Source organism: Infirmifilum sp. (assembly GCF_049970975.1).
Classification (GTDB): domain Archaea; phylum Thermoproteota; class Thermoprotei; order Thermofilales; family Thermofilaceae; genus Thermofilum; species Thermofilum uzonense.
This window is the reverse complement of record NZ_JBMFLX010000037.1, coordinates 1-12,883: the sequence shown is the minus strand read 5'-3', so window position 1 is coordinate 12,883 and position 12,883 is coordinate 1. Positions and strand designations below refer to the sequence as shown.

Sequence of the window (12,883 nt, the reverse complement as noted above, 5' to 3'; positions counted from 1 at the left end):
TGTTCTACTACCTTGTCCTGCCTGGTGAGTATGACGAACCTTTTAAAGCCGTTGCTTGCCAGGAACGTTATACACCTGTCGAGGAGCGAGACTCCGCTGATGGGTATTAGTGGTTTTGGCGTCCCGGTGTAGCCCATCCTCTTGCCTTCTCCTCCAGCCATGACAACTACTAGTGTAGACTGTATCTCTTTCTGAAGGGCCTCGATGACGTTCATCTTTTCACCTCTTCGAGCCTCTGGACAAGCCTGTACTCCAAGCGCTTAAGATATAGCGTCATTATTGCCATGAGGGTTGATTGTATGCCTATTCCTGTTCCCGTCACTGCTATGATTGCCCACACGTGGTGCTTGACGTTGTTGACTAGGAGGTCGTAGGCCACGTATGCTGTTAGTGCTAGTGATGGTATTAGTATGAGGGAGGCTGTCATGAATACTAGGAATACTGGGTTGTAGCGTAGGGCTAGTTTGTAGGCGTCTAGCATTATCAGGGCACCGTGTCTCTTCCTTAGCTTTGGCTTGCCGATCCGCTTCCTGTACTCTATCGGCACCTCGCCTATACGCCTTGTAGTAGATGCTATGTGGGCGGCTATCTCTACTTCTACGCTGAAGCCTTTCGACTCGAAGTTTATCTCGCGTGTACGCTGAGTCCTCAAGAGATACATTCCGCTACAGACGTCGCTCAGGTTTGTGCCGAAAAGTATGTTGAAGGTTTTTGTTATAACCCAGTTCCCGAGCCTGTTCATGAGCGGGATGTTTTCTCTTCCGCGTATCCGGGCGCCTATAACCTCGTCGAGGTTTTCCTTTACGGCCTTGTCGAGCAGTTCTTTGATGTGTTTTGCAGGATAGGTATAGTCCCCGTCCATCACGAGAAGATAAGGTGTCTCTATGTAGGGTATCGCTGTGCGTATGGCGTCGGCTTTGCCCTTCCCTTCCTGGAGCACTACTCTGGCTCCCAGACCCCCTGCTATCTCTCTCGTGCGATCCCTGCTATTCCCGTCTACTACCAAAATGTTGTTAAAACCCTGCTGTTTTAAATCGTCTATGACGAGGGCGATGCTTTGCTCCTCGTCTAGTGTAGGTATAACCACGGTGAGAATCGAGGAGAAATCATTACACATAAGAAATAACGAAAATTGATTTCTTATAAATTTTCCGCGAAAAAAGTCATGTTCCAAATACACCCCTTCTGGCAAAGTAACGTTTTTATCCTTTTAGGGAAATGCAAAGAAGTAGATGTGGTTGTTTGTCGTCTCGCTTCTGAGACATAAATGGACTGCTTGGGCGCTGCTAGTTACGACTTCTTTAAGTTTCCTGGCCTCTGCGCTCTTAGCCACTTCAAGCTACCTGTTAGAGGTATCTCGCAGCCTTCAAGGGTCTAAGGCTATAGAGGTCGGCGTGGCCGAGTGTGATGTAGGCAACTACTCGCTTGCCCTGTTATGGTCTCCTTCTAGCCGTCAACTGGCTGAGGATGTTTTGGGCTTAAAGGCCGGTTCGGCTGGCGGGCTCTTGATTGACGAGAGGGCTGCCGAGATCCTGGGGGCACGGCTTGGTGATTCTATTAGTGTTTGCAACGCTTCAGGAACGGTAGCTGGGATTCTCTCGTATTCGGGGGGAGTTGTGGTCGTGCCTGGGGATGGAGGGTCGAGGCGTGTGAGTGTGTATGTTGGGAGGGGAGCCTTGGAGGCTGTGGTTAGGGGTGCGCTAGAGGAGGGGGCGGCTGTGCTGGTGGCTTGGCTTTTCTCTCTGGCGGTGCTTTCAACGGCTGCCCTGCTCGCGGTGTTCCTCGCTGTTTTCGTCGACGCTAAGAGGTATCTTGTATGTTTCGAAGTGCTTGGCGCTGGCAGGAGGCATCTTTTCACGGCTCTCGTGGTTTACGGGCTTATTGTTGGGTTTTTGGGCGCGTGGATTGGCAGCTCTGGGGGGTTGGTAGTCACTCAGGCAGCGTTCAAGGTGCTGGGTTCTCTAGGCTTGGTGTTTGAGTTGAAGCCCTTCCTGGATCCTGATATTTTGGTGTTGATACTGGTATTGTTCTCGGCGGGGTCGGCTTTCTCTGCGACTGTTGTCGGATTATGGTCCTTGATGAGGGGTGGGGGTTCTGCTCGAGGTTAGGGTCTTTGGACCAGCTCTCTGGCTCATGCTCATAGTGGTAGGCTTGAGCTCCTTTACCGTCTCTTACTCGATACTAGTCGCGGAGTCTGCAAGGAGGGCTCTAGAGGTAGCCGTGGGTTCTGGGGGTGGTGTAGCTGTCGTGTATGACGGGGGGAGTAGGTTTCTCTTGACCGGCCTCGTACCAGTGGAGTCGAAGCGGATTCTAAACGCTACAGTTGCTAGCCCGGAGGTACTTGTACCTGTAGTGGTGTCTGGCTCCCGGATCGTGATGCTTCGAGGAATAGACCCGTCGAATTTTTCCATGTTGGAGCAAGTTAGCGTGGCGGTCTCGGGTAGAGAGTGGGTCGTTGTAGGGGCTGAGCTTGCAAGGGTTCTCCGCGTTAATGTAGGCGATACTCTACTCATTCAGAGCGGGTTGAACAGCCGTGTTCTCGTGTTGAAGGTGGTAGGGTTTATCGAGAAGAGTCCATTTTCGAGCGAGTTGCTTGCTAGTATTGAGGACGCCCAGTTATTAAGGGGGTGTGGGCCTGGTTTTGTCTCCATTATAAGGTTTCGGGGGGAAGCTCGACTGAGGGGGTCTGGGGAAGGGGGTTATCTGCCTCCTGCCTGGCTGGTGAGGGCTGTTCTCTCGGGGAAGGTAAGTGCTTCTCCTGTAGGCGAGGTCGCCTCGAGGTACTCTGATGCTTTCGGGTTGTCGAGGTCTGCTGTAGGCGTAGTGTCAGCGCTGGCGTTAGCGGTGTCTTCCCTAGCGGTGTTTGCCGCGGGCTATATGGGCGTCCTGGTTCGTAGAAGTGAGTTAAGTGTGTTCCGGCTTCTCGGCGCGTCTAGGCACTGGATTTTTTCTAGGCTTGTCAGAAACCTGGGGTTGGTTTTTCTCTTTTCCTGTCTCGTGGGAGGAATCTTGGGAGCGGTATTTGTTTCTTCTCTAAGTCTTCTTTTCCATCCCGTTGAGCCTCGCCTTTATTACTTGCTCGTACTGCTGGTTTTGCCAGTGGTTTGGGGTGTGGGTGTGTGGACGGGGTTAAAGGCTCTAGAGAGATGAGGATGCTACTCTTCGCCTCGATTATAATAGGGGCTGCATTAAGGCTATACCCATATGTCTCGACCCGTACTCCTTTCTCCATGGACTCGTGGGGTCCTCTTAGAGATGCCTTTGTTTTTTACAGGGATTCTCCCATACCCATCGACTCCAAGGAGTTTGACGGCTACAATAACTATTGGCCTGCCCTCCCACTGTTCACCGCAGCTGCTGCCAGGGTTCTAGGCTTGAACATAATTGCGGCTGGGGCTCTCCTAGTGCCCCTGGTCTCCTCGCTCTCGACTGTCATGGCATACCTGATAGCAACGAGGCTCAACAGCTCTTTAAGCGTTCTTACAGCTCTGCTCATAGCAGTGTTCTTCAACATGGCGGTGATGGGCGGAGGGGCTACGAAGGAGGGGTTTGCTCAAGTGTTGTTCCTTTCCTTACTCTACTCTGTGCTCTCTAATCGGAGCCTTTTCATTATAGCTGCGCTGTCGCTAGGCCTCGCCTTAGCCCACCACTTGACAACCCTTACGGCTTTTGCGATGGTTGCTGCGCTGACTCTCACGAGGACCGTGCTTCGGGTCTCCGGGAAGAGTATTGAACTGCACTGGGAGCAGCCCGTTATTCTCTTGGCCTCCGGTCTTGGGGAGTTCTATCTTCTTGGGAGGAGGGGGATGCCCCTTGAGATCAGTGGGGATCTTCTAGTCTCGCTAGTCTCGCACTTCACCTTATTCGTAGCTATGGGGGCTTGGGCTGTACTTACAGCTAAGCGGAGCAATAGTTGTTTGTTTGTCTTTGCCTCAGCCCTTGTATCGCTGATCCCGGTTCTTGTGGTCTGGGTGCAAGCCTTGGGTATTCAGTTGGTCAGTGGGGTGTCGAATCTGAGCCAGATCTATGTCCTGTACGCGGTACCATACTCTATACTGGTGTTCCTGGCGGCCTCGGGCTGGCCCTCGAGCTATGAGGCTCTTGCCTGGCTTATGGGCGTCTTGTCGCTTGTAAGTTTTTCCGTCTTTGCTGATCCCCCGGGTGGCGCTGTGCTTGCTTACAGGCTTACGAGCTTCGCGTTTATTCCTTTGATGTTTTTGGCGTCGTGGGATGCTAAGAAGCTCTCGAGAAAACTCCTGCTTGTGGTCGTCATGGCAATAAACGTCGCTATGTACATTCTGATGATTAATGGTATTGACGCCTCAACGGGGTGGTTCTGGATGTACAGCCAGAGAGAAGTTGAGAGCGGGCGTTACTTTGCGCTCCATGCTTCAAGTATTTACTCGGATGTGAAGCAGTGTTACCTGTTGAAGGGATTTTACGGTTTGGAGTGCCGTGTCGGAGCGCCTAGGGGGACGCTATACTTGTGGGAGTCTTATCAGAGCGTTAAGGGAGTCCCAGTCGAGGGGGGCAAAGTGAATCCTCCTCTCGCACCTCTCAATGGCATGAGACTATACTCTGATGGTGGGGGTGCCTTGCTCTATGTCTGTGGTTGCTAGGCTTGAGGGTGTGTGGAAGGCGTATGGAAACGCTGTGGTGCTTAGAGGTGTGTCACTCGAGGTTAAGCGTGGAGATTTCATAGTTATAAAGGGTCGCTCGGGGAGCGGTAAGACAACTCTTCTCTCTATAATGGGGCTTCTAAGGAGGCCTGATAAGGGCAACGTTTACATTATGGGAGTTGATGCCAGCGTACTCCCCGAGGAGAAGACCTCTAGGCTTAGACTCAAGTGGATTGGGATTATACCACAGTTCCTTGACCTCCTTCCCACACTAACAGTCTACGAGAACGTTGAACTCTCCCTGATTATATCGGGCGAGAGTAGGAGAAAGCGGGAAGAAAAGGTTGAAAGGATTCTTCGAGCCCTCGACCTCTGGAAATATAAAGAAAGGTTTCCCGAAGAGCTTAGCGGTGGGGAGAGGCAGAAGGTTGCTGTGGCAAGAGCCATTGTTAATTCTCCAGCCTTAATTTTGGCGGATGAGCCTACAGCCCACCTGGATGACGAGAGCGCGGAGGATATTTACGGGATGCTCAGGGATTTAAGTAGGGGGCTGGGTGCCGCGGTCGTGGTTAGCACTACGGAGCTTAGCGAAAAACTTCCATATGCAAGGGAGTATTGGTTAAGGAGCGGCCTTCTCTGGCCTGCTCAGGCTTAGAGATAGGGAGTAAAGTAAAACCTCTTCGCCGGCGGCCTCGGGCTTCGAGTACACGGCGTAGTGTTTTCTTAGGAAGCTGGAGACCCGCTCGTGTGTCTTGGCGATTATACTGGCTTCCTGAGGATCCTTGACTTCTATCCATGGCTTCGGGTGTACCACGAAGACTACGCGCGTGCCTGGTTTAAGAGATGTTAAAAGATCGATGAGGAGTTGAGTGTTTGTCACGAGGTTACCGCAATACACTATCAGGTTTGTGTCTCTCATTTTCGCTGTGAAATACCTTGCCTTTGCGGTGCGGTCCTTGAAGAGTTTCTCGAGGTTAAGGGATTTTAGAATCTCCGCTACTCTTGCAAGCCTCGGTGAGGGTTGGGGAGATATATATTCGAGAGCCTCAAATCCCAAGCCGTATTTCTCTAGTGCAAGCCTGACGAGTGCCTCGAGCCCGCGTAGTGGGTCTAGAGACGGGGTTGATTCGAGGACTCCTCCCGATATTACATATAGTGTAAAATCCACTCCGCTCTGAACCGAAGCTAGGGCTACTGCTAGGGACGCAGAAATTGTAAAGTCTAGGACAGCGGAGGAAGGAGAGTCGAGGTTCACGAGTAGTGAGAGTGACCCCCCTCCCGCAAGGTACTCGTTGATGATCAGTTTTTGAGCTCTGAGTGATGCTAGCCAGTTTATACGCCTGCAGCTGTCTCCGACCTCATACTCGCGTAGACCAACGTACTCCACTCCGGGAGATCTTTTAGCCCGTTTCTCTTCTTCGCCTTCGTCTTCGCCGGGAGAAGTGAGGTCTGCTATCAGGGAGAGAGCTCTAGCTAGTATAGGGGTTGCGCTTGGGAGAGCTAGAACCTCTAGAAGTGGTTTTGATGTGTAGGAGGTGCTCCAGAAGCCGAGTCTTGACTGCGAGGTAATGTTGAATCGAATATTATATCTTCCAAATGTCTGAGGCGTGATAGTTAATAGGAGTTTGTCCCCCCTACTCGTCACCTTCACCCACTCCGGATCAGCCGTGACCCTAGAATTAAGGGGGCGGGGTAGGTGTAATTCCACCGACCTGACCTTACCTTTAAAAATCTTTATGAGGGGTTCGGGAGAATTCATGTTCTCAAATGCTCTTCTATCTCTCTCTAACGTCTTGTAGGCGGTATAAAAGTCGCCAAGGAGGAGGACTAGGAGAAACGTCGATATGATGAGCAGGAGGAGGTCGGTGAAAATAACTGCAAGCAGGAGCTCTATTATGGCTGCAGAGAGTACTTCAATTCCTCTCCATGTTAGTTTCATGTCTTGGGAACCTCGACCATATCTAGGGCGCGCCTTACTATCAGCTCTGGTGAGACACCGTCTAGCTCGTACTCTGGTTTAAGCACTATTCTATGCCTCAGGACAGGTATAGCTAGAGCCTTAACGTCATCGGGAAGCACGTAGTTTCTATCGTTCATATATGCAATAGCCCTGGCACCCTTAGCAAGCCATATAGCAGCCCTTGTACTGGGCTTGAATCTGACTTCTTCGCTCTTCCGTACAGCTTCGACCAAGGATATTATGTATTTGCGGACGCGCTCGTGGATGTAGACCTTCTTCACCTCATCGATGAGCATCATTACATCGCTTGCTGTCAGCACACTTTTTTGCTCCAATGTTTCCAGAGAGTCTAAGCGTCGGAGAACTTCTGATTCGATGTCGGGGTCATAGTCCGGTATCACGGTGCTATAGGCGAACCTATCTATCTCGCCCGTTGGTATCGGGTACACTCCTCTGCTTTCCTCAGGTATCATCGTCGCGATGACGAGGAAGGGCCTCGGTAGAGGGTATGTCGTGCCTTCAATTGTGACCTGTTTTTCCTGCATGACTTCGAGGAATGCGCTCTGCGTCCTGGGGCTAGCTCTGTTGAGCTCGTCAACCATAACGACGTTGGCGAAGACTGGTCCGAGTTTGACCTTCCAGGCGCTCTCTTGTAAGTCGTAGTAGGGTCCGCCTGTTATGTCCGACGGGAGAAGATCGGGGGCCATTTGTATCCTCTTGAAGGTGCCGCCTATGGCTGTTGCGAACGTCTTGGCTAGGAGAGTTTTCCCCGTACCGGGGGGGCCTAGTATGAGGAGCGAGCCCTCTGTTAGTAGGGAGACAAGCAGGAGGTTGACTGCCTCGTCATTCCCTATGTAGTAGTTTTTGATGCGGGAGACAAGTATCTTCAGCTTGACCCTCTTTGGGCTGTAAGTGTATGATAAGGTGGAGGAATCGTTTCCTGGACGCATAGGCTCACCAGTAAATTTTCCCAGCAGGTTTAAAGGTTTAAGTCCGTTTAAATCTTTCTTATCTTCCTTGAAAACGCGACTAAAAGTAGTGGTGACGTAATCGCTATAGAATATTTTATCTCAGGTAGCGAGAGAAACTTATAAGCGCTTTCGAGAAACTCCTTAAATCTCACGAGCGTGTCGCTCTGCCAGTGGGAGTCGTCGACGGCTGGTCTAGTCGTGCCGAGGAGATAGTTTAGAAGCTCTTTGTTGCTCTCACGGTCTAGCATGGAGTTCAGGAAGACGCTTGAATCCGCTATCACGACTACCTCTCCACCATAGACATTGAGTGACACGCCAATCGGGAGGGGCCCCTTAGGCTCGCCTGGATCATAAGCTCCGTTATTGTTCAAGTCGAGATAACTAAATGGGCTTGACCAAAGAAAAACTCTACAAATGGAACACCTTGACGTATTTAGCGCGGCAGCATAGTTGAGTGCCACCCTCTTATTGCCCCAGTAAGTTATTGGAAGTTGTCCGATCCCGATGTTCAAAAGCGGATCAACTAGAACCCCGGGCTCTATCCTGACCGGCAGGTCGAGCATTTCCAGCAGCTGGTTGGCAGAGCCATAATCGTCAGCTATAATTACTTTCCCTCCGCGTCTCAGGAAGGTCTTGACTGCAATAGCGTCCTCTTCTGTGAAAGGTGTCGTGGGTCCGATTATAAATAAGGTGTAGTTTCGGGGGTCTAGAAGGGATATGTCTCTTATAGGGCTGAAGACGGCTTTGTATTGGGAAGACAGCCTCTCGAGTCCGTTCCACCCAGAGTTTAGGCTCCAGAAGTCGGCGGTAACTGGGTAGACCCACGTCACTAGTATTATAATTGACGCAGTGATGAGAACTGCTACTAGTAGTTCTTCTCTCAAGCATTGCCACCTAGGCCTTTTTCTAGCTCCTCTCTAAGCTTCCTAACCAAGCCTGGGTCGACTGGTGTGTCTGCGTAGAGCCTTGCTTCTACTAGCCTGCTTATCTGCTCGAAGTACTGGGAATACATTCCCAGCCTGGGTCTTACAGCCTCAAGGTATTCGGATATAGTCTGGCTTGGCTTCATGTAGATACCGGTGTATTTCTCCGTAGCCCTTAGAGCCTTCATGTATTCGTCGACTACAGGGTCTTCTACCTGTATCTCCTGTACAATGGGTTCCTTTTTGGGAGTGATTTCCGGTGGCTCAATCTTGGTCGTCGTAGGAGCCGCCTCTATTCTAGCGGGGGGTTCGACTGTGGTTTCTGTCTCAGATTCGTTTCTCATTTTCTTATATAGGGTGACGGCGCCTACTATAGCCGCTGTGACGAACGCTAGGAGTAAGGGGTTCACAAGAAGGACCTCGACCCTGGCTGTTGCCGTTGAATAGGAGGGGTCAGAGGGGGTTGCGATAACATTGAGTGTCGCCTTCCCCGTTGAGGCTAGAGGCGGTAATGTGATGGGTATTTCAGCGTACGTGTTGTTTGTTTCTACTTGTTGAGCTAGACCTATCTCTGGGATGGTTATGAGTATCTGGGTAGAGTTAGGAGGGGTTCCTGTACTGCTCTGTATTGAAACTTTTAGTGTTGAAGGTATGAGTGCTAGGAGAATCTGTGGGGGTTCAAGGGAAATTGTGAGGTTTATCTTCTTCACCACTAGCTCGGCGAGGCCACAGCTCGGGCCGTAGATGGCATAGGGGTTGATGCATGCGCGTATAAGGTAGGTGCCTTCTCTAGCATCCGGTGGAACTCTAAAGATCCAGGAGGCTCTTCCTTCCGTTGAGTTAGCTGGGATTTTTTCGCCGAAAGTCCAGAGCGTAAAGTTAGCACGGGGGAGATCGGTTGTAGCGGTTGCATTGACCTTTGATCCTGGTAGGGCTGTATCGGGTTCGAGTGTCAGGGTAATGTTGGGTGTGATGAAGAGGACGCGTATCCTAACTGGATCCGATAGGGAAGGTTTTAGGTGTAGAGAGTCATTTCCTTTTGGCTCGAATACTGCTAAAAGTATTATTGATTCGACATATTTGTATGGTATCCTAATTGTGGCGTTGTACTCCCCAAAGGCTCCCGTAGTTGTATAGCCGACTATGCTCCCGTCACACAGGAGCGTGATATTTCTGCCTGGTAGTGGTGTTCCTGTGTCCGTTGCCAGCTCGCCTCGAACGCTGATGAAGCTTCCAATCCATGCTTGATCGGTGTTAGCGTAAAGTGTGAGATTTGTTCGGGTGAGGTTGGCTATGAGCGTCTCGTTGATGCTTACAGCGTTGGCTAAGTATTTGCGTGAAAGCTCCACTATGGCGTTGAGTAGCGGCGTGGGAGTGCTCTTCAGCCTCTGTTGGAGCACTTGGGCGGCATCGGCTAGGCTTATGTACGAGGCGTTTACGCGTGCAAGCATTGTTAGAGCCTCGCTGAGTGTTTTTGAGGCTGTCTCGGTGTCTCCTAGTAGCGCGTACTGCTTTGCGCGTTCAAGGACAGTCTTGGTGTAGTTTAGTAGTAGTCCTTCTTGGTGAGCTATCTCGTGGAAACGGGACATGATGTAGGCTATGTCTCCGGGTGCTGAGACTTGAAGGAGATATCTTGAGAGCTCTGCATACCCGGTGTAGTTCTCGGTTGACAAAAGGTTGGCTAGCTCCGCGTATGTAAGGGAAAAAAACTTGGGATCAGGCACTCCCACTTGTACCTCTTCAGGATTAACGTGTCGGGGAGGCTGAGCATATAATACAAGCGAGGTTAATGTCAACAGAATGATTAAGAAATACGCAGATTTTCTCATATACCTAGCACCTCAGCGATCCTCAAGGCAACAGCTATGAAAAATACAACAAGCAATGCTATTAAAACTAAGTCATGTTTTCTCCTCTTTGGTCGAAGAATGGTGTAAAGAAAAAGGTATTCCAGCGTCAAGAGCGAAAGATACGCGTCTAGCCGTTTCTCACCGAGGCTGGCTAGGAAAGCTACGGTCACGCTGTAAAACGCGGGTAAGACGCTATTGAAGATAATGTCCTTCTTAAGCAAGCCCCTCACCTCTCGCAAGCCGTAATATTAACGATTTTCCACGCGACTCTATTCCTTCCACGGTGACCGGTGAATTCAAAGATGCCGCGGCAACGGATGCTGCGACATGAGCCTGAAGTGATCCTAGAACTTGTCTAAAGCGGGCTGGTTCGCCTAGGCTCCTCACCCCTTCAAGCTCGACAAGTATAAGTGTATCCCTCTCCACAACCCTTACCCCGTCGCAGAGCCCGAGAGTGTCTACTAAGACGTATTCGAGGGATGATTCTAGATTAGAGGACTTCTCCACTCCATAAGATGGTGTTGAGAGTACGAGGAAGTGCCCGTTAGTGTCTTTCCATATAAGCCTGTCTGGCTCTGGCCTCAAGGTTGGCTTTGCGCTGCCGCCCAGGGGAACCAGCAGGATGCCTTCTGGGAGGTATGTGGAGGGGGGTCGCGCTGAGAGTTCTTCCATTAACCTTGCTATATTCACCGCGTACGCTTGCAGGGCTGCTATAGCCGCTTCCCTGTATGGGGACTCGCGGGGGGTCTGGGCAAGTGAAGCTGATGTTACTAGAGCTCCAATCCCTAGAGCGGTTAGGGGTATATTGCCTAGGATAAAATACGAATAGATTGCCAGCGTGGTCCCTGAAACACCAAGCGTTAATATGAATGCTTTCAGTTTATCCATGCTGCCCTCCCTCCCTCGCAAGTCTAAAGTAGAGGTATTTTCTATGGGCGGCTATGAAGGCCAAGCTTATGCCTGTCGCTCCTATGGAAAAAGCTACGGGCCATAGCCTTATACCGAAGGGTGTATAGTTCAAGACAAGTCCTATAAGGGGTACTAGTGCTAGGGAGAGCCCTATCGAAAGAGCCAGTCTTTCTAGTGGAGTGAGTTCCTCTCGGCGTGGATAGAGTGCCTCTATCAGCGAGTATCCCGGTAAGAAGAGCACCGTGATGGAACCTAATACATATCGCAAGGGTATGAGAAAGCCGTTGTATTGTTCTGAGACTGCGATTACAGCCAGTGTACTAGTTATGAGAGCCAGGTACACCCAGAGCCACATGCTGTAATCAGGCCTTAAAAGAAATTCTCCAAAGGAGATTGGCGGGTAGGGATCCTCGAGTGAAAGTTCTCCCTCTACCCAGGACTTATAAGCGTCAAGACAAGCGTTAAGCCACCCTTTTTCCCTGGCTTTATCCTGGATAAGATCCCACAATTTTTCTTCCTTCATGGGGTAACACCTCTGGTGACGTTGACGTAAAGGTGGTTCCACTGTCCTGTATAGCGCCAGGACCCTGCAGTTGTATTAAAGATCCACAACTCGAAGACTATGGCTTGATTCATTCCCTCTTGTGTCAGTGTAAGCTGGACGGGAACCGTTATGTTTTCGCCATTGTCGAGTATAACGCTGTACTCCCATATGGGTGGAGCGTCAAGAGGAGTGGTATTAGTGGGGATGTTTCCTTTTGAGCCTATCTTGGCGACTACTTCCAGAAAGACCGCTTTTCCCTGATAGTTCGCGATAAATACGTAGAGATTTATCGGCGTCCCGGCTACGACGGTTCGGGGATAATCACCTATCTTGCCTTTACTCCCGAGGAGGCCCAGGGCTAGAAATGGCTCGGTGTGTCTGGGTATTATTAGGGCCGCGGATAGCACAGATGCTATAAGCACTATAGCCGTTAACACAGCTAGGACTTCATCGTCTATTATCACGTTTTTTCACCTTTTTGACAGTCCAGTCTCTCCTCACGTAGGCCCATGCTAGAGCGTAGACTCTGGGAAAAAAGTAGTAGAAAAGGAGTGGTATAGAAAAAAACGTTGCAAGTTGTGCTCCAAGAAATAATAGCTTGTGCAGCTTATACTGAGGTAGCTGGTCGTGAAGATATTCTAGTTGCTGCAGCGCTTCGTTGACGAGGGCGTCGGCTTCTGTCGTCCTGTTTAGCCGGTAAAGCTCTAAGGCCTTGTTAAGCGTGTGTATCTGTGCTGTCACATTCATCCCCTCCGAGCTGAGCTCCTCGATCAGCATAACTGCCCTTGAAAGGGGCTCAGAAACAGGGGTTGCTTCAGCGACTGTCGTGAGGAGGACTGTGATAATCACCAATGCCTTTTTCATGAGTCCTGTCATAAGTCTTTCCTTAATAAGGTAGTCTTGATAATAACTTTGCGTAGCTGGTTTAAAAATTTGAAGAACCCGATACCCTGTCCACAACCCTTGTTTTCCGTTTTGAAGATAAAAAAGGTAATAGTTTAGTCACCTCCAGGTAGCAACTCTTGGCGTTTAGTGGGTTTGACGGTCTGCGAGTATGTTCTTGTGATGAACTTTTCTCCGCGGTATTCGACTATTCTGATGAGGTTT

Annotated in this window: 15 protein-coding genes; 4 read left to right on the top strand and 11 right to left on the bottom strand. The window is 50.4% G+C overall.

What is annotated here, in order from left to right; all coding sequences use genetic code 11:
- Together ACP5KC_RS06550 and ACP5KC_RS06545 are read right to left on the bottom strand one after the other, a co-directional pair.
- On the bottom strand, positions 1-215 hold a 215-nt coding region (locus ACP5KC_RS06550; protein WP_428287021.1), incomplete at its 3' end, for an NTP transferase domain-containing protein.
- The gene (locus ACP5KC_RS06545; RefSeq protein ID WP_428287020.1) at positions 212-1,117 is read right to left on the bottom strand and encodes a glycosyltransferase family 2 protein; all 906 of its coding nucleotides are present in this window, start codon (positions 1,115-1,117) and stop codon (positions 212-214) included. The genes ACP5KC_RS06545 and ACP5KC_RS06550, both read right to left, overlap by 4 nt.
- Positions 1,118-1,232: 115 nt before the next feature.
- Between ACP5KC_RS06545 and ACP5KC_RS06540 the strand changes: the two genes are divergently transcribed.
- Genes ACP5KC_RS06540 through ACP5KC_RS06525 form a run of 4 tightly spaced genes read left to right on the top strand, consistent with a single transcriptional unit; the run spans position 1,233 to position 5,274 of the window.
- Positions 1,233-2,108, top strand: a complete 876-nt coding sequence (locus ACP5KC_RS06540; protein WP_428287019.1) for a hypothetical protein — start codon at positions 1,233-1,235, stop codon at positions 2,106-2,108.
- Positions 2,086-3,150 (top strand): ABC transporter permease, encoded by a 1,065-nt coding sequence (locus ACP5KC_RS06535; protein WP_428287018.1) that lies wholly within the window; start codon positions 2,086-2,088, stop codon positions 3,148-3,150. The genes ACP5KC_RS06540 and ACP5KC_RS06535 overlap by 23 nt, the downstream gene beginning before the upstream one ends.
- Positions 3,120-4,619 (top strand): hypothetical protein, encoded by a 1,500-nt coding sequence (locus ACP5KC_RS06530; RefSeq protein WP_428287017.1) that lies wholly within the window; start codon positions 3,120-3,122, stop codon positions 4,617-4,619. The genes ACP5KC_RS06535 and ACP5KC_RS06530 overlap by 31 nt, the downstream gene beginning before the upstream one ends.
- Positions 4,603-5,274, top strand: a complete 672-nt coding sequence (locus ACP5KC_RS06525) for an ABC transporter ATP-binding protein (protein WP_273433342.1) — start codon at positions 4,603-4,605, stop codon at positions 5,272-5,274. Before ACP5KC_RS06530 ends, ACP5KC_RS06525 begins: the two co-directional genes overlap by 17 nt.
- Here ACP5KC_RS06525 and ACP5KC_RS06520 read toward each other — a convergent pair.
- The 9 genes from ACP5KC_RS06520 to ACP5KC_RS06480 are packed head-to-tail and all read right to left on the bottom strand — an operon-like array spanning position 5,239 to position 12,640.
- A complete protein-coding gene (locus ACP5KC_RS06520; protein WP_428287016.1) occupies positions 5,239-6,558 on the bottom strand; it encodes a DUF58 domain-containing protein in 1,320 nt (439 codons plus the stop codon). The genes ACP5KC_RS06525 and ACP5KC_RS06520 overlap by 36 nt on opposite strands.
- Positions 6,555-7,529, bottom strand: coding sequence for an AAA family ATPase (locus ACP5KC_RS06515; protein ID WP_428287015.1), 975 nt, complete (start codon positions 7,527-7,529; stop codon positions 6,555-6,557). The genes ACP5KC_RS06520 and ACP5KC_RS06515 overlap by 4 nt, the downstream gene beginning before the upstream one ends.
- 47 nt (positions 7,530-7,576) lie before the next feature.
- Positions 7,577-8,434 carry a DUF4350 domain-containing protein gene (locus ACP5KC_RS06510; RefSeq protein ID WP_273433333.1) on the bottom strand — a complete coding sequence of 286 codons (858 nt, stop codon included), beginning with the start codon at positions 8,432-8,434 and terminating at the stop codon, positions 7,577-7,579.
- Complete coding sequence (locus tag ACP5KC_RS06505) at positions 8,431-10,302, bottom strand: DUF4129 domain-containing protein (RefSeq protein ID WP_428287014.1); 1,872 nt, start codon at positions 10,300-10,302, stop codon at positions 8,431-8,433. Before ACP5KC_RS06505 ends, ACP5KC_RS06510 begins: the two co-directional genes overlap by 4 nt.
- Positions 10,299-10,544 carry a hypothetical protein gene (locus tag ACP5KC_RS06500; RefSeq protein WP_273433327.1) on the bottom strand — a complete coding sequence of 82 codons (246 nt, stop codon included), beginning with the start codon at positions 10,542-10,544 and terminating at the stop codon, positions 10,299-10,301. Before ACP5KC_RS06500 ends, ACP5KC_RS06505 begins: the two co-directional genes overlap by 4 nt.
- On the bottom strand, positions 10,537-11,211 hold the full coding sequence (locus ACP5KC_RS06495) for a hypothetical protein (RefSeq protein ID WP_273433324.1): 675 nt from the start codon (positions 11,209-11,211) through the stop codon (positions 10,537-10,539). Before ACP5KC_RS06495 ends, ACP5KC_RS06500 begins: the two co-directional genes overlap by 8 nt.
- On the bottom strand, positions 11,204-11,755 hold the full coding sequence (locus ACP5KC_RS06490) for a DUF1616 domain-containing protein (protein WP_273433322.1): 552 nt from the start codon (positions 11,753-11,755) through the stop codon (positions 11,204-11,206). Before ACP5KC_RS06490 ends, ACP5KC_RS06495 begins: the two co-directional genes overlap by 8 nt.
- Positions 11,752-12,240: a DUF1616 domain-containing protein gene (locus ACP5KC_RS06485; RefSeq protein WP_428287013.1), complete on the bottom strand. Its 489-nt coding sequence runs from the start codon at positions 12,238-12,240 to the stop codon at positions 11,752-11,754. Before ACP5KC_RS06485 ends, ACP5KC_RS06490 begins: the two co-directional genes overlap by 4 nt.
- Positions 12,224-12,640, bottom strand: a complete 417-nt coding sequence (locus ACP5KC_RS06480) for a hypothetical protein (RefSeq protein ID WP_273433317.1) — start codon at positions 12,638-12,640, stop codon at positions 12,224-12,226. Before ACP5KC_RS06480 ends, ACP5KC_RS06485 begins: the two co-directional genes overlap by 17 nt.
- Positions 12,641-12,883: the final 243 nt, after the last annotated feature.